Here is a 15,448-nt window from a genome sequence, read left to right as displayed (position 1 = left end):
CTCCCGCATCGTCCCGCCGGACTCGTCCCGCGTGCACCCCTCCACACGAAAACTGCACTGCTCCACCGCGGACCAGGGGCGATGCGCGGTAGATGCCCGGATCGGGACGATGCGGCGCCCCGGCGTGTGGCGAGGTGTCCGCGACGAGGGGTTCAGGACGTGCGGTGGGCGACCGCGGCGGAGGCCTGAGCCTGGGGAAAGATGGTGATGGTGTCGACGTTCACGTGTGCGGGGCGCGCGGCGACCCATCGCACCGTCTCCGCGATGTCGTCGGCCGTGAGCGGCGTGAGGCCCTTGTACACCTGAGAGGCGCGGTCCGCGTCGCCGCCGAACCTCACCAGCGAGAACTCGGTCTCCACCATGCCGGGGTCGATCTCGCACACCCGCAGCGGGCGGTCGAGTAGCTCGAGGCGCAGGACGCGTGTGAGCGCCGCCTCGGCATGCTTGGCGGCGTTGTACCCGCCGCCGCCCTTGTACGGCTCGTGCGCGGCGATCGATCCGATGGTGATGACCTGTCCCGCGCCGGACTCGACCAGCTTGGACAGCAGCGCCTTGGTCACGCGCAGGGTGCCCAGCACGTTCATGTCGTACATGCGCTGCCACTCGTCGACGTCCGCGTCGGCGATCGACGTGGCGCCCAGCGCGCCGCCCGCGTTGTTGACCAGCAGGTCGCAGGTCTCGACCGCGTCGCAGAACGCGTCGACGGAGGCCTGGTCCGTCACGTCGAGGAAGAGGGCGGTGCCGCCGATCTCCGCGGCGAGCGCCTCGAGGCGGTCGACGCGCCGCGCGCCCAGCACCACATGCCAGCCGTCGGCGGCGAGGGCGCGCGCGCTCGCGGCGCCGATCCCGCTGCTGGCTCCGGTCACGACCGCCGTGCGCTGAGACATGCCCGCCACCCTTCCGCCGGGCCGCGCGCCGCGCGTGGCCCATCGCCCAGCATGCCGCATTCGAGTGCGGCCCCGGACCGCTCAGCCCGAGCGCCGGCGGGCGCGCGCCGTCACGCGCTGCGTCACCACGTGCGCCTGCTCGAGCAGCACGCGCCCGATCTCCGCCTGGCGGTCGGGGCCGAACCGCGACTCGACCCCCGTCGCGGACAGCGCCCAGGCGGGCCTGCCCGCCGCGTCGAAGATCGCGGCGCCCATCCCCCAGCTGCCCTCGACCAGCAGGCCCGGGTTCACCACGTAGCCGGCGGTGCGACCGGCAGTGAGCCGCGCGCGCACCGCCGCCGCGCCGTGGGACGGACCCCACGCGGGGACCAGGTCCGTGCGCGCCAGGTATGCCTCGCGCTCGCCGTCGGGAAGCATCGCGAGGATCGCGAGCCCGGCGGAGGCGACGCCCAGGGGGAAGCGAATGCCCTCGTAGAGCACGTGTGAGCGGAGCGGGAAGGAGCCCTCCTGGCGCAGCAGGCAGACCGTCTCGTCACCCCGGCGCGCCGAGAGGAAGGCACTCTCCCCCGTGGCGCTCGCGACCTCGCGGACCGCATCGGCCGCCAACGCCGTGATGTCGTAGCGGTCCGCGGCCACCGCACCCAGCACGTACGTCTCGGGCCCCAGCACCCAGCCTCCGCGCGACGCGTCGCGGTCCACCAGCCCCTCCGCGGCGAGCGCGGTGAGCAGACGATGCGCGGTGGGCCGGGTGAGCCCGGCCAGGGTCGCCAGGCGGGCCGTCGGGACCGGCCTGCCGGATTGGGCGCTCAGCGCCCGTAGCACGGCGCCGATGCGGGCGACCACCTGCGCACCCTGCTCCGCCATCGACCCTCCCAACTGTCCACTATATGGTCACTCTAGGGCGCATCGGCCACATGCTGCACGTTCGTTGACCCGAATCGTGCTCCCCGCCTACCGTCATCCCTATCCACGATGTGGTCAGACAACGGGGTCGGAGGCACCATGGGCAAGCTGCATGCGAGCGCCGCGGAGGCGCTCGGGGATGTGGTGAGGGACGGTCAGATCATCGCGGTGGGCGGGTTCGGCCTCAGCGGGAATCCCACGGACCTCATCGAGGCGCTCCGCGACACGGGCGTGCGCGGTCTCACCATCGTGAGCAACAACATGGGCGTCGACGGCAAGGGCCTGGGCATCCTCCTCGAGAGTGGGCAGGTGAGCAAGGTGGTCGCCTCGTACGTGGGCGAGAACCGGCTGTTCGCCGAGCAGTACCTCGCGGGCGACTTGGAGGTCGAGTTCGCGCCGCAGGGCACGCTCGCGGAGCGAATGCGCGCGGGCGGCGCCGGCATCGCCGGCTTCTACACCCGCACCGGAGTGGGCACGCCCGTGGCCGAGGGCAAGCCCACCGCCATGTTCGACGGCGTCGAGCACGTGCTCGAGCGCGGGATCGTCGCGGACGTGGCGCTGGTCAAGGCGCATCGCGCGGACACCGCGGGCAACCTGCGGTACCGCTTCACGGCCCGCAACTTCAACCCGCTGGCGGCGATGTCGGGGCGGGTCACCATCGCGGAGTCGGACCAGGTGGACCCGCACCCGCTGGACCCGGACACCGTGGAGACCCCCGGCATCTTCGTCCAGCGCGTGGTGCGGTCGACCCCGCGCGTCAAGGACATCGAGCAGCGCACCACCAGGGAGGCCTGACATGCCGTGGACACGCGAGCAGATGGCGGCCGTCGCCGCCGAGGAGCTCGAGGACGGCCAGTACGTGAACCTGGGCATCGGGATCCCCACGTTGGTGGCGAACCACCTCCCGCCGGGCGTCACGGTGACGCTGCAGAGCGAGAACGGGATGCTGGGCATGGGCCCTTTCCCGATCGCGGGTGACGAGGATGCGGACCTCATCAACGCGGGCAAGCAGACGGTCACGGTGCTGCCCGGCGGCAGCTTCTTCGACTCGGCGACCTCGTTCGCGATGATCCGCGGTGGTCACGTCGACGCGGCGATCCTGGGCGCTTTGCAGGTCTCGCAGCACGGCGACCTCGCCAACTGGACCATCCCCGGCAAGCTGGTCAAGGGCATGGGCGGCGCGATGGATCTGGTGGCCGGGACCAAGCGCGTCGTGGTCATCACGGACCACGTGGCGAAGGACGGCACCCCCAAGATCGTCGCGGACTGCACGCTCCCGCTCACCGGCGTGGGCGTGGTCGACCGCATCGTCACGGATCTGTGCGTGCTCGACATCGACGAGGCGGGCCTGGTGCTCACGCGGCTCGCCCCCGACGTGACGGTGGCGCAGGTGCTGGAGGCCACCGGCGCTCCCGTGCGCTTCGAGGTGGAGGCCGCATGAGCGTCGTGATCGCGGGCTACGCCCGCACTCCTTTCGTGAAGTATTGCGGTGCGTTCGCGCGGGTACCTGCGACGGTCCTGGGCGCGCACGCGGCGGCGGCCGCGCTGGAGCGGGCCGGGATCTCGCCCGACCGCGTCGACCAGGTGGTCGCGGGCCAGGTCCTGCAGGGCGGTGCGGGGCAGAATCCTGCGCGCCAGTCGGCGGTGGGCGCCGGCGTGCCGATGACCGTGCCCGCCTCGACCCTGAACGTGGTGTGCCTGTCCGGCACTGAGGCCGTGGCGCAGGGTGCCCGCCTCATCGCCGCGGGCGAGGCAAGCATCGTCCTCGCGATCGGCCAGGAGTCGATGTCGCTGGCGCCTCACGCGTACGTGGGTTCGCGGATGGGGGCCCGGTACGGGGCCATCGAGATGCTCGACACCATGGCGCACGACGGCCTCACCGACGCGTTCGAGGCGCGGTCGATGGGCGCCTCCACCGAGGCGTTCAACGAGCCGCTGGCGCTCACGCGCGAGGAGCAGGACGCGTGGGCGGCCGAGTCGCACCGCCGCCTCGCCGCCTCGCTCCACGTGCAGGCCGCCGAGATCGCGCCGTTCACGGTCAAGGCGGGCGCCGAGCCCGTCGCCGTCGACGACGGCCTGCGCGCCGGAACCACCGTCGAGTCGCTCGGGCGGCTGCGCGCCGCGTTCGGGGGCCGCGGCACGGTCACCGCCGGCAACGCATCGCAGATCACCGACGGCGCCGCCGCCGTGGTGCTGATGGATGAGTCCATCGCGGAGCACGCGCTCGCGCGCATCGTCGCCACGGCCCTTGTGGCGGGCCCCGACGTGTCACTGCACCACCAGCCCGCCGCCGCCACCGAGCTCGCGCTGTCGCGCGCCGGAAGGTCCGTCGAGGACCTGGTCACCGCCGAGATCAACGAGGCCTTCGCCGCGGTCGCGGTCGCGTCCGCGCGGCGGCTCGGGATCGACCCCGCCATCGTCAATCCGCACGGCGGGGCGATCGCCCTGGGCCACCCCATCGGCGCCTCGGGGACGCGCATCGTGGGCCACGCGGCCCGCACGCTCGCTGGCTTGGGGGCGGGATCTCTGGGCGTCGCGGCCATCTGCGGGGGCGGCGGTCAGGGATCGGCGATCCTGCTCGAGGCGCTCTGAGCGGCCTCGCCTCCCCCTGACACTGCGCACGGAGTGGGCGGCGACACTCCGTGGGAACGGGCCGATGCGGGGGTTGCAGACCGCGTGTCGGTTCCAGGTCCGTGCGCAGTGTCAGGAGGACGTGCGCGGTGTTAGGAGGCGACGAGCGGCAGCGGCGCCAGGCCGATCTTCAGCAACTGGGGCGTGGGAGCGCAGCAGCCCCCGCCCACGGCGTCGGGGTCGTCGAAATCGCCCGCGCCGCCGCACACACCGGTGTCGGGCAGGGCGAGCTCGATCCTCGCGGCCGCCGCATGGTCCCCGGCGAGCGCGGCCACGACGCTGCGCACCTGCTCGTACCCCGTCAACGCCAGGAAGGTGGGCGCGCGACCGTAGGACTTCATCCCGACCAAGTACAGCCCCGGCTCAGGCTGAGCGAGGTCGGCCGCGCCCGTAGCGCGGACCGAGCCGCACGAGTGGACGTTGGGGTCGATCTCCTCCGCGATCCTGCGCGGTGCCTCGAGGGTGGGGTCGAGGTCGAGCCGCATCTCCGTCAGGAAGGACAGGTCCGGCCTGAATCCGGTGAGCACCACCACCGCGTCCGCCGCGGGGAGCTCGCGGCCGTCCTCGCCCACGAGCACCGCGGTGTTGCCCTCCCTGCGGATCTCCGCTGTCCGGAAGCCCGTGACCAGCTCAACCGCTCCGGTCTCGACCGCGGCCCGTGCGCGCTGACCCAGCGCGCCGCGCTCCGGCAGCTCATCGGCGGCCCCGCCGCCGAACGTCCCGGTGGAGACGGCGCGGCGGATCGCCCACGTGATGCGGGTGCCGGGTTGCTCGGCCGCGATGCGGGTGAGCTCGTGGATCGCGTTGAACGCGGAGTCGCCAGATCCGACCACCACGGCGTGCCGGCCGGCGTACCGCTCGGGCGCGCCGCGATCGGGCACCTGCGAGGTGAGGAGGTCGGCGGCGTCGCGCTCGCCCAACGCGGGCAGCCCGTCCGCTCCGGCGGGGTTGGGGCGGCGCCACGTGCCGGACGCATCGATGACCGCGCGCGCCTCGAGCCGCGATTCATGGCCGTCGCGGTCGACGACGTGAACGGTGAAGGGCTGCTCGGCGCGGTCGGCGTCGACCAGCCGGTCGCGGCCCCTGCGTGAGACGCCGGTGACGCGCACGCCGTAGCGGACCCGGTCGCCCAGCGTGCGGGCCAGCGGCGCCAGGTAGCCCTCGATCCACTGGGCACCGGTGGGGAATCCCTCGGACGGCGCCTTCCAACCCGACGCCTCGAGGAGCCGCGCGGAGGCGCCGTCGATCAGCTCCGGCCATGCGGAGAACAGTCGCACGTGACCCCACTCGGACACCGCCGCCGCGGGTCCCGCGCCGGACTCGAGCACCACAGGCTCGAGTTCGCGCTCCAGCAGGTGCGCCGCGGCCGCCAGACCCTGTGGGCCGGCGCCGATCACGACGACGGGCAACTCGTTCATGGCGCTCTCCTCATATCGACAACCGTCTATGCGACGACTCTAGCGATGTATCGACAGATGTCAATATGTGGGACAGACTGGGTCCGTGACCACCGTGCTGCCGCTCATCCACTCGGACGATGTCGGCGCGTACGGCCCGCGCCTGACGGCTGGCGTCGTGAGCGACGCGTCCGCCGAGTCGCTCGCCGGCGTGTTCAAGGCGCTCGGCGCGCCCACGCGCGTGAAGCTGCTCTCGATGGTCGCCGCGGCACCCGGGGCCGAGGCCTGCATCTGCGACATGACCGCTCCCGTGGGCCTGAGCCAGCCCACGGTCTCCCATCACATGAGGTTGCTGGTCGAGGCCGGCCTGGTCACGCGCGAGCAACGCGGCCGCTGGGCACATTTCCGCATCGTGCCGGGCGCGCTCGCGGCGGTCGCGTTCGCGCTGCAGCCCGCGGGTTCCGCGACGCGCGAGTCCTGAGGCGCGTCGCCGACCGCGGGTGACGGATGGCGACGCCGGGGCTGAGAGTCGTGCCTGGGTGCTCGACCGAGACTGAGGTCAGACCGCGGGCTGGGGCACGCCGCGGCGCACCCGAGGCAACGCGAGCGACGCGGCGGCCGCGGCGATCGCGAGCCCGCCCGCCAGCAGCCACGCGGACGTGTAGCTTCCCGACACCGAGCGCATTGCTCCGCTCACCGCCGCGGCCACGCCGGCGCCGACCATGTGGGAGGCGAACACCCAGCCGAACGCGATCCCGCCCCGCTCGGCCCCGAAGGCCGCCCGGCACAGGATCACGGTGGGCGGCACCGTGGCCACCCAGTCGAGGCCGAAGAGTGCGACCACGACCAGGATCGGCGGCTCGACGCCGGGCCCCATGATCGCGGGGACCGCCAGCAGCGCCAGGCCCCGGAGCCCGTAGTACGCGACCAGCAGGAGCCGCGGGTCGACGCGGTCGGTGAGCCAGCCCGAGCCGATGGTGCCGACGATGTCGAAGATCCCCACCACCGCGAGCAGGCCGGCCGCGACGGTGGCAGACATCCCGTGGTCGTGCGCGGCGGGAACGAAGTGGCTGCTGATGATGCCGTTGGTGGTCCACCCGCAGATGAAGAAGGTGCCGGCGAGGAGCAGGAACGGCCGCGTCAGGCCCACCTCGCGCAGGACCGTCACCGCGCGCGCGATCGCGGCTCGGGCCGACGGCGGCGGCGTCGCATCCTCGACGTCGTCCGGTCCGGCGCCGTACGGCAGCAGACCCACGTCCGCGGGCCTGTCCCGCAGCACCACCGCAACCAGGGGCACCAGCACCGCGCACCAGCCGGCGATGAGGAGGGACGCCGAGCGCCACCCGAAGGCCTCGACCGCCGCCGCGAGGAGCGGCAGGAAGATCAGCTGGCCCGTCGCCCACGCCGCTCCGATGATCCCGATCACGAGGCCGCGACGGGCGACGAACCATCGGCTGACCACGATCGCTCCGAAGACGAGCGCGACGGATCCCGTGCCGATGCCGATCACCACGCCCCAGGCGGCCCAGAGGTGCCAGGGGGCGACCATGACCGTCGTGATCAGGCATCCCACCGCGATCAGGATCAGCGCCGAAACTGCGGTCCGGCGCACCCCTATCCGCTCGAGGAGGGCGGCTGCGAAGGGTGCCGCGAGGCCGTAGACCACGAGGTTGAGCGACACGGCGATCGAGGTGTCCGTGCGAGACCAGCCCAGATCCTCCTCGATCGGCACCAAGAGCACGCCCAGGCTCGCCCGGAAGGCCGCCGAGGCGAGCAACACCAGGAACGTGACGCCTGCCACGATCCACGCGCGATGCACCGGCCAACGGCGGCCGGGGGCTGACGCTGCCACCCGATCGGGAGTCCGTCCGTTGGTCACGCCGCCTCCACACGGTGCGGCCCGGGGCGGTCCTGCACCGCCCCCCACGCTAGCGTCATCGGTCGCGCCCGGGGTGGAACGGGATCCGGCGGCCGGCCCGCTCGAGAAAGAGCAAAGGCCGCCCGATGGGCGGCCTCTGCAAGGAGTGCTGTCTCAACACTTCGTGGAGCTGCGGGGAATCGAACCCCGGACCTTCTCATTGCGAACGAGACGCGCTACCAACTGCGCCACAGCCCCCAGTGCTGAAATAGATTAGCACCTTCGCCAGGGCCGGGAAAACGGGTCCGCCCCGCCCCCGGGGACCTTTTCGCGGGCCCACCACGGCGCATCGTCCCGCCAAAGAGTTAAAGAGTTCGTCACAAATGCGCAATGGGAGCGACACGGGGGCAACATACCGTCGGTACAAGGACGCACACCGTGGTGCTCCCCGCTCGTGAGACCCCGGCTCGGGAGGAGGTGCCGCCTTGTACGACGACGTCGACCCGTTCATCGGGACCGAGGCCACCGCCCTGGCCGACCCCTCGGGAATCGCCGCCACCTGGTGGTGGCCCAAGCCGCAGGTGGGCAACACGCACCCCGGCGCCTGCTACCCGCTGGGGATGGTCTCCGCCTGCGCGTACTCCGGCGCATACCCCACCGGCTACGGGCTCTACGACCTCTCGACCGAGGGCGTGCCCACCAAGGTCCACGACCGTCCGCTCGCCTCCGGCTTCACGCACTTCCAGCAGTCCGGCACCGGCGCCATCCGCAAGTACTACAACTACTTCCGCGTCACCCCGATGGTCGAGCCGCTCGACGAGCTGGGCCGCACCTGGGACCTCGTGTCCGAGGTCGCCGAGCCCGGCTACTACGGCGCCACCCTCGACAGCGGCATCCAGGCGGAGATCACCGCCGGCCCCAAGTCCGTGGTGCACCGCTATCGCTTCCCCGAGCACCGCTCCGGACGGGTGGTGGTCGACTTCTCCGTGGGCGGCCTCGAGATCCCCTACGGTGCCACGCTCCCGCTGCGCGCCCGCCTCGAATGGGTGGAGCCCGGCGTCGCCCAGGGCGAGATCGTGGTCGAGGGCGTGCCGCTCGCGGTGTACCTCGAGTGCGACGCGACCCAGTGGCGGCAGATGCTCTGGTACGACCGACGCCTGATGCCCGCAGGCCAGCGGCTCGACCTCGACTCGATCCGCCCCACCACCCTGCGGCCGTTCGGGCTGATGTGGGTGGGACCGTCCGAGCAGGGCCAGACCGTCGAGCTGCGGATCGGATTCTCCCTGCGCGGAGTCGAGCAGGCCAGGAAGAACCTGCACGCGGACCTGGGCGAGCTGGGCTCGTTCCAGACCCGCCGCGCCGGCACCCGTGAGACGTGGCGCGGGCTGCTCGACGCGATCACCGTCGAGACGGAGGACGATGCCCGCCGTCAGGTGTTCGCCACCGCGGTCTACCACTCGCTCATCAAGCCGTGCTTCGCCGCCCACGAGAGCCCGTTCTGGTCCCACAAGGGTCCGTTCGCGTTCGACGTGTCGACCATGTGGGACATCTACCGCACCCAGCTCCCGCTGCTCACGGCGCTGCTACCCGAGCGGGCCGTCGAGTTCGCCAACGCGATGCTCACCATCGCCGAGGAGGAGGGCAACCTCCCCATCGGCTACCGCATGGCGCGGGGGTCGGACCGCTTCAGCCGGCAGGGCAGCGCCCTGGTCCACACCCTGCTCGCGGACCTCGCACACCTGGGGCTGCCCGGCATCGACTGGGACTGGGCGCTGGTGCACATGCAGACGGACCTGCGACGCGGCTACGGCGAGGAGTTCCTGCTGCAGGGTTCCGCCCAGCCCCTGACCCACACGCTCGACCTGGCGTACGGCTACTGGTGCGCCGGCGTGGTGGCCCAGCTGCTGGGCGACCGCGCGCTGGTCGCGGAGAACTCGGAGATGGCCACGCGGTGGCGCAACGCGTTCGATACCGAGACGGGCCTGCTCAAGGAGTCGACGTACTACGAGGGCACGCTGTACAACTACTCCTTCCGGCTGCTGCACGACATGCGGTCCCGCATCGAGCTCGCGGGCGGCGACGCGGCGTTCGTGGCGCTGCTCGACGCGTTCTTCGGCTTCGGGGCCGATGCGGTGGTCCAGCCGGGCGAGCGGCCCTCACCCGAGGAGATGCTTGCGGGCTACGCCCTGGGCCGCTTCGAGGGCCTCAACAATGAGCCCGACATGGAGGCCCCCTGGGCCTATCATTACGCGGGGCGACCGGACCGGACCGCCCAGGTGGTCCACGGCATCGTTCACCAGATGTTCGCCCCCGGACGGGGCGGACTTCCTGGTAATGACGACTCCGGGGGCCTATCGTCGTGGTACGTCTGGGCCTGCCTGGGCCTGTTCCCCGTCGCAGGGCAGAACCTGTTCCTGCTCCACCCGCCGGCCTTCGCCTCCGCCACCGTGCGCATGGCCCGCGGGATCCTCTCCATCGTGGCCGACGGCTTCATCGAGCCTCGTCCCGGCGGACCGGTCCAGTACATCCGGTCCGTCACCCTCGACGGCTCGCCCGTCGAGTCCTCCTGGATCCCCGGATCCGAACTGCACCGCGGAGGCGAACTCCGCATCGTGCTCGGGGACACCCCGAGCGACTGGGGCCGGGATCGCCGTCCCCCCTCTACCCCACAACCCACACAGGGGCTTCTCCCGTGAAGGAGGTGTCATGAACACCGAGGTCAACAGCAGGCTCGTCATCGTCGTGCGAGCCGATCCGGTCATCTGCGGCCACAGCGGTGAGGCGCGCAACCTCGCCGAGGTCGCCCTCACCCGCGGCTTCGATGACGTCCGCATCGTCACGTGGCCGCTCGACCGTCTCGAGGAGACGGGCCTGCCGCTCAAGCCCCTCGACACGGTCATGCCGTACTCCCCCGGCATCACCGTTGAGCGCCCGGAACCCGTGGGCGGATACAAGATCCCCGACGGCCGCTACCTGGCCGGCATGACCGGGCGCCTGGTGGAGCTCTTCACCGACGGCGTGCCCACGGTGGCCATGTCGCTCTACCTCCACCCTCACACCACGGCGGTGGCCGATGCGCTGCGGATCGCCCGCACCACAGGCCTCCCGGTCAACGTCACCACCATCGCCGAGGCGGTGGGGTCGGACATCACGGACGTGGTGCGCTCGGCGGTCGACACCGGCGAGTTCGGGGCCGCCGCGGGTGTGCTCTCCACGTATCTCAGCCAGGACGTGTGCGTGGCGGTGTCGCAGTACACCAAGGACGTCATCGTGTCCTCGGCGGCGGAGCTCGACGCCATGTACGGCACCGCGTTCGCGGCGCAGTGCGAGGAGCGGGTGCGGATCTCGTACCCGGCGATCGACACCTCGGCCTACTTGGATCTGGACGATGCGGAGACCGACAGGGTGCTCGCGGCCAGGGGTCTGTCGCGCGGCGGGTACGTCCTGTACCTCTCGCGGCTGCAGAAGGCGAAGGGCGTCGACGACCTGATCCGCGGCTTCGCGGCCGCCGAGGGCTGTGCCACCCAGACCCTGGTGATCGCGGGTCGCGGGCCGGACCTCCCGTACTTCAAGGAGGTGGCGCAGCGCACCACCGCACGCGACCGGATCGTGTTCCTCGAGGACGTGGGCGACGAGGAGAAGCCGCACCTGATGGCGTCCTGCTCCGCGTACGCACTGCCCTCCCGGCCGGCACCCGAGTTCACCGAGACGTTCGGGATCGCGCTGGTCGAGAAGATGCTCGCCGGCGGCGGGCCGGTGATCACCTGCGACACGGGCGGCATCCTCGAGGCCGTGGGCGACGCGGCGGTGGTGGTGCCGTCCAACGACCCCTCGGCCCTGACCGTGGCGCTCAACGTGTGCGCCGACGGGATGGACGGGGCGGACCGCGAGTGGTGGGAGCACCGCGCGCGGGCACACGCGATGCAGTTCGACCGCGTCAACGTGTTCGACCGGCTGTTCGCGCTGCTCGACGCTCCGGAGCAGCCCGCGCTCATCGCGAACGGCAGGCGCGTCAGGATCTGAGCCGGCGGTGCGGATCGGTGTCTGGTGGGCGAAGCGACACTGATCCGCACCGTTGACGGATTCTGAGCGCGAAAGCGACACTCAGCCGCACCGTTGTTGTGCGCGGGCGGTGGAGCGGTCCGGCGAGCAGCGGCGGCGACGACGCCGCCTCGGCTATGCCGTCTTGCTGCGGCGGCGGGCCAGGATCGCGTCGAGCGAGCCCGTGGTGGTCGGCACAGCTTCGGCAGCCTCGGCCGCGGGGCCCGTCTGCTCGGAGGGCGCGCGATAGGAAGCGGCCGCGATGTCGTCCTGGGAGAGGGGCCTCGCCTGGCCCTGGCGCACCGAGGCCTTGAGCGTGTAGGACGGCGCGGGCATCTCGCGCGGGCTCCACGCCGCCGACTCCTCGGCCGCGGGCGCGGCGGGCGCCAGAGGCGCGTCCAGCAGCGGGGCCGGGGCCAACAGCGGCGCCAGATCGCCGGCGGTGACGATCTTGATGGCCTGCGTCTCGACGTCCGAGGGCTTCGAGTCGCGGCCGGCGGCGCGCTCGCGGGTGACCTTGCGCAACGCCTGTGTGGCCGTCGCGGCGGCGCCCACCTCGCGGGCGACCATCGCGATGCGGGCGTCGACCCGGCGCTGGGAGGCCGCGGCGCGCGCGCCCTGGGCGACGAGTCCCACCAGCGCGGCGCTGAAGATCGCACCGACGAACGTGGGCATCGCGCCCAGCGCGACGAAGATCCAGGCGGTGGCGGTGAGCGCCGACATCCCGAGCGCCACGCGGGTGCGGCGGCGGGCGCGGGCCCGGCGCTCGGTGAGCGCAGCGGCGCGGTCCGCCCGCATCGCGATCAACTGCCGCTGAGCAGCCGTGGCGGCGCGGTCGATGGGGCCGGAGGGTCGCGACACCGTGTCGGCGCCGAGGGACGCGATCGAGGCTCGCGCGGAGCCCGTCACCAGCAGCGGCACGTCGCCGGAATCGGTTGACGGGCGCGCTGCGGCACGCTCGACGCGCTCCGCGGTGGTCTTCACCACGCGCATCTCCGCGGAGAAGCGGTCCTCGGTGCGCACCAGCGCATAGTCGGACCGCTCCTTGATCCGCTGGGGGATCACATAGGCCAGAACCATGCCGAGGGCGATGATCGCGAGGAGTCCTGCGGGAGGCATGGCACGACGTTACGGCCGCCCGAGGTTCGAGCCGGGGAGGGCGCGCGGCGTGTCAGTCCCCGGCGCCCCAATATCGGCCGATGCGGGGCTCACCTTGAGTCCTGGCGAACACCACGTGGTCCCGCCAGTCCCCGTCGATGTAGAGGTAGGAGCGGCGGATGCCCTCCTCGGTGAAGCCGAGCTTCTCCGCGATGCGGCGGCTGCCGATGTTCTCCGGCCGGATGGCGATCTCGATGCGGTGCAGGCCGGCGCGGAAGGCGTGGTCGGCGAGCATCGCCGCCGCGCGCGTCACGTGGCCGCGCCCCGCGTGGCTCTCCGCGATCCAGTAGCCCAGCGAACCCGACCGCTGCGCACCCCACTGGATGCCCGCGACGGCGACGCGTCCCACCAGCTCCCCGCCCACCTCGATGGCCAGCGGGAGCGCCTCCAGGTCGCGCCGCTGGCGGCGCTCCACGCGCACGAACGATCGGAAGGACATGGCCTCCGCATCCGCCTCCGGCGGCGCGGACGCCTCCCACGGCCGCAGCCAGTCGCGGTTGTCGGCGCGCAGCCGCGCCCATGCGGACTCGTCCGAGGGCCGGAGCGGCCGGAGCCGCACGGGGCCGCCGTCGAGCACCAGGTCGCGCGCCACCGTCAGTCGTCCCGCACGGTCAGTCGTCCCACACGGTCAGTCATCCCACACCGTGCAGCGCAGCACGTCGCCTGCATCCACCCGCGACACCTCGGGCTCCACCCAAGCGATGCCGTCGGCCTCGCCGAGCGCCGCGAGCGTCACGTCGCCGGGCTCGCACGCTGGTGACGCGGTCACGGTGCCGCTCGCATCGACGCCCAGGCGCACCGGCACGGCCTGACTGACCCCGCGCGGCGAGTCCCAGCCGGCGTCGACGCGCGCGCGCACGGCGGGCCGGACCACCTCGGTGAAGGAGCACATCTTCCTCAGCGCGGGTCGCACGTAGGCCTCGAACGCGAGCGCCGCGGCGGCCGGAGCGCCCGGAAGCGCGATCGCCGGTACCTGCCCCTGGGCGCCGTCGCCGAGCATCGCGAAGGCGTGATGCGACCCGGGCTCGAACGCGAGCGCGACGTCGTCGACCACGCCCAGGTCCCCCAGCACCGAGACCACCGTGTCGTCGCGTCCCGCGCTCAGCCCGCCGGTGACGATGAGCAGATCGGCGCGCACCAGCTGATCCTCGAGGGCGGTGCGCAGGGTGGGACGATCGTCGGGGACCGGGCCCACCCGGGAAGCCCGCGCGCCGGCGTTGCGCGCCGCGACCGTGATGAGGTGGGCCGTCGCCTCCGGAACGCCCGCGAGCCGGGAGCCCGTGTCGACCAGCTCGCTACCCGTGGCCACCACCACCACGCGCGGCACGGGCCGCACGGTGAGGCGCGCGAGGCCCAGCGAGGCCGCAAGCGCGAGCTCCCGCCCGCCCAGGCGTCGGCCCGCGGGCACCAGCAGTCGCCCGGCCTGGGTATCCGCCCCCGCCCGCCGCACGCCCACGCCCGCGGCGACCGCCCGGGCAACCGTCACCCGCGCCGCTCCCCCGTCGGTGGCGACCAGCGGGACCACCGCATCGGCCCCCACCGGGATGGCCATTCCCGACGCGACGCGCGCGGCGGTGCCCGGCAGGTGGCGCCGCGGTCCGCGATCGGCGAAGGAGACGTCGTGCGCGACGGGCAACGGGATCGGCGCGCCGGCCACATCTGCGGCGCGCACCGCATAGCCGTCGCACTCGGCGACGTCGACGGCGGGCAGGGGGGACGATGCGACCAAGGGCTCCACCAGGGTGGCCCCCGCGGCGTCCCCTACCAGCACGGACAGCGCCGGGATGGGTGCGAGCGCGGCCGTCACCGCGGCGCGATGCTCGTCGAGACTCCGGCTCAGCACGCGCGACCCTCTGGCACTCGACACATGGGGAGAGCCTAGGGACCCGCCCGAGCGTGGAACAAAAATTTACCAAACTTTGGCACAATGGTGCCCATGACGGAGATGTCCGAGGAATCCCTGCGAGCGCTCGAGCCCGAGGACGCGAAGGCACGCCTGCGGGCGGCCATCCGCCGGGAGCGGCTCCATCGCAGCGAGCGCCGCCGGCTCGAGGCTGCGGCGGCCCTGCGCGACCACGTCCTGGCGCTCCCGGCGGTCAAGGCCGCGGCGTGCGTCTCCGTGTACGCCTCGCGGCCGCACGAGCCGGGCACGTCCCCGCTCATCGAGGCGCTGCACCACCGCGGTGTCCGTGTCCTCGTCCCGCTGCTGGGCGACGGCCTGCAGCGCGGCTGGGGCGAGTACCGCGGCATCGACGATCTGATCGAGCGTGCACCCGGCCGTCCGCCGGAGCCGAGCGGCGCGTTCCTGCCCTCGTCGGCGCTCGCGGACGCCCAGGTGATCGTGGTGCCGGCCCTCGGCGTCGACACCTCGGGGACCCGGCTGGGCCAGGGAGGCGGCTGGTACGACCGGGCGCTGGCGGATGCCCGCACGGATGCACTCGTGGTGGCCCTGACCTTCTCGAACGAGGTTCACGATGCGGCGACGGGCCCGCTCCCCCGCGAGCGGCACGACGTCGGGGTGGACCTGGTGATCACTCCCGACGGGGGACTTGCGCTGCCCGCGTAGAATACGC

Annotated in this window: 14 protein-coding genes and 1 tRNA gene; 7 read left to right on the top strand and 8 right to left on the bottom strand. The window is 72.7% G+C overall.

What is annotated here, in order from left to right; genetic code table 11:
* Positions 1-152: 152 nt before the first annotated feature.
* Together Q0L54_RS00695 and Q0L54_RS00690 are read right to left on the bottom strand one after the other, a co-directional pair.
* The gene (locus Q0L54_RS00695; protein WP_296664579.1) at positions 153-887 is read right to left on the bottom strand and encodes an SDR family NAD(P)-dependent oxidoreductase; all 735 of its coding nucleotides are present in this window, start codon (positions 885-887) and stop codon (positions 153-155) included.
* An 81-nt stretch (positions 888-968) separates the two neighbouring features.
* Entirely contained in the window at positions 969-1,751 is a 783-nt protein-coding gene (locus Q0L54_RS00690; RefSeq protein WP_296664577.1) for an IclR family transcriptional regulator, read from the bottom strand.
* Positions 1,752-1,889: 138 nt separating this feature from the next.
* Between Q0L54_RS00690 and Q0L54_RS00685 the strand changes: the two genes are divergently transcribed.
* From Q0L54_RS00685 to Q0L54_RS00675, 3 genes are read left to right on the top strand one after another with little or no spacing between them, the layout of a single operon-like run.
* Entirely contained in the window at positions 1,890-2,585 is a 696-nt protein-coding gene (locus Q0L54_RS00685) for a CoA transferase subunit A (RefSeq protein WP_296664575.1), read from the top strand.
* Between the two features lies 1 nt (position 2,586).
* Positions 2,587-3,231 (top strand): CoA transferase subunit B, encoded by a 645-nt coding sequence (locus Q0L54_RS00680; protein WP_296664573.1) that lies wholly within the window; start codon positions 2,587-2,589, stop codon positions 3,229-3,231.
* Entirely contained in the window at positions 3,228-4,382 is a 1,155-nt protein-coding gene (locus tag Q0L54_RS00675) for an acetyl-CoA C-acyltransferase (RefSeq protein ID WP_296664571.1), read from the top strand. Before Q0L54_RS00680 ends, Q0L54_RS00675 begins: the two co-directional genes overlap by 4 nt.
* 131 nt (positions 4,383-4,513) lie before the next feature.
* Here the strand turns inward: Q0L54_RS00675 and Q0L54_RS00670 are convergent, their stop codons facing one another.
* On the bottom strand, positions 4,514-5,839 hold the full coding sequence (locus tag Q0L54_RS00670) for an NAD(P)-binding domain-containing protein (protein ID WP_296664569.1): 1,326 nt from the start codon (positions 5,837-5,839) through the stop codon (positions 4,514-4,516).
* A gap of 142 nt (positions 5,840-5,981) precedes the next feature.
* On the opposite strand from Q0L54_RS00670, the gene Q0L54_RS00665 reads away from it, so the two are divergent.
* Positions 5,982-6,299 carry a metalloregulator ArsR/SmtB family transcription factor gene (locus Q0L54_RS00665; RefSeq protein WP_296664609.1) on the top strand — a complete coding sequence of 106 codons (318 nt, stop codon included), beginning with the start codon at positions 5,982-5,984 and terminating at the stop codon, positions 6,297-6,299.
* A 78-nt stretch (positions 6,300-6,377) separates the two neighbouring features.
* Here the strand turns inward: Q0L54_RS00665 and Q0L54_RS00660 are convergent, their stop codons facing one another.
* On the bottom strand, positions 6,378-7,697 hold the full coding sequence (locus Q0L54_RS00660) for an MFS transporter (RefSeq protein ID WP_296664567.1): 1,320 nt from the start codon (positions 7,695-7,697) through the stop codon (positions 6,378-6,380).
* 164 nt (positions 7,698-7,861) lie between these two features.
* Positions 7,862-7,934 (bottom strand) — tRNA-Ala (locus tag Q0L54_RS00655).
* 227 nt (positions 7,935-8,161) lie between these two features.
* Between Q0L54_RS00655 and Q0L54_RS00650 the strand changes: the two genes are divergently transcribed.
* Both Q0L54_RS00650 and Q0L54_RS00645 read left to right on the top strand, forming a co-directional pair.
* Positions 8,162-10,372, top strand: coding sequence for a glycoside hydrolase domain-containing protein (locus Q0L54_RS00650; protein WP_296664566.1), 2,211 nt, complete (start codon positions 8,162-8,164; stop codon positions 10,370-10,372).
* A 10-nt stretch (positions 10,373-10,382) separates the two neighbouring features.
* Positions 10,383-11,699: a glycosyltransferase gene (locus Q0L54_RS00645; protein ID WP_296664564.1), complete on the top strand. Its 1,317-nt coding sequence runs from the start codon at positions 10,383-10,385 to the stop codon at positions 11,697-11,699.
* 153 nt (positions 11,700-11,852) lie between these two features.
* On the opposite strand, the gene Q0L54_RS00640 is transcribed toward Q0L54_RS00645, so the two are convergent.
* The 3 genes from Q0L54_RS00640 to glp are packed head-to-tail and all read right to left on the bottom strand — an operon-like array spanning position 11,853 to position 14,718.
* Positions 11,853-12,836 (bottom strand): hypothetical protein, encoded by a 984-nt coding sequence (locus Q0L54_RS00640; RefSeq protein WP_296664562.1) that lies wholly within the window; start codon positions 12,834-12,836, stop codon positions 11,853-11,855.
* Positions 12,837-12,888: 52 nt separating this feature from the next.
* Positions 12,889-13,467 carry a GNAT family protein gene (locus Q0L54_RS00635; protein WP_296664559.1) on the bottom strand — a complete coding sequence of 193 codons (579 nt, stop codon included), beginning with the start codon at positions 13,465-13,467 and terminating at the stop codon, positions 12,889-12,891.
* A gap of 36 nt (positions 13,468-13,503) precedes the next feature.
* Positions 13,504-14,718: a gephyrin-like molybdotransferase Glp gene (glp, locus tag Q0L54_RS00630; protein WP_296664557.1), complete on the bottom strand. Its 1,215-nt coding sequence runs from the start codon at positions 14,716-14,718 to the stop codon at positions 13,504-13,506.
* A 93-nt stretch (positions 14,719-14,811) separates the two neighbouring features.
* Between glp and Q0L54_RS00625 the strand changes: the two genes are divergently transcribed.
* Positions 14,812-15,441, top strand: coding sequence for a 5-formyltetrahydrofolate cyclo-ligase (locus tag Q0L54_RS00625; RefSeq protein WP_296664555.1), 630 nt, complete (start codon positions 14,812-14,814; stop codon positions 15,439-15,441).
* Positions 15,442-15,448: the final 7 nt, after the last annotated feature.

The organism is Demequina sp. (assembly GCF_024642165.1).
GTDB lineage: Bacteria > Actinomycetota > Actinomycetes > Actinomycetales > Demequinaceae > Demequina.
The sequence above is the reverse complement of the archived record's forward strand: the minus strand, read 5'-3'. Positions and strand labels throughout refer to the sequence as shown.

Coding starts and splice junctions, on each gene's coding strand:
- Q0L54_RS00640 (WP_296664562.1), bottom strand. CDS start 12,836: ATGCCTCCCGCAGGACTCCTCGCGATCATCGCCCTCGGCATGGTTCTG.
- Q0L54_RS00625 (WP_296664555.1), top strand. CDS start 14,812: ATGACGGAGATGTCCGAGGAATCCCTGCGAGCGCTCGAGCCCGAGGAC.
- Q0L54_RS00690 (WP_296664577.1), bottom strand. CDS start 1,751: ATGGCGGAGCAGGGTGCGCAGGTGGTCGCCCGCATCGGCGCCGTGCTA.
- Q0L54_RS00685 (WP_296664575.1), top strand. CDS start 1,890: ATGGGCAAGCTGCATGCGAGCGCCGCGGAGGCGCTCGGGGATGTGGTG.
- Q0L54_RS00675 (WP_296664571.1), top strand. CDS start 3,228: ATGAGCGTCGTGATCGCGGGCTACGCCCGCACTCCTTTCGTGAAGTAT.
- Q0L54_RS00680 (WP_296664573.1), top strand. CDS start 2,587: ATGCCGTGGACACGCGAGCAGATGGCGGCCGTCGCCGCCGAGGAGCTC.
- Q0L54_RS00670 (WP_296664569.1), bottom strand. CDS start 5,839: ATGAACGAGTTGCCCGTCGTCGTGATCGGCGCCGGCCCACAGGGTCTG.
- Q0L54_RS00645 (WP_296664564.1), top strand. CDS start 10,383: ATGAACACCGAGGTCAACAGCAGGCTCGTCATCGTCGTGCGAGCCGAT.
- Q0L54_RS00695 (WP_296664579.1), bottom strand. CDS start 887: ATGTCTCAGCGCACGGCGGTCGTGACCGGAGCCAGCAGCGGGATCGGC.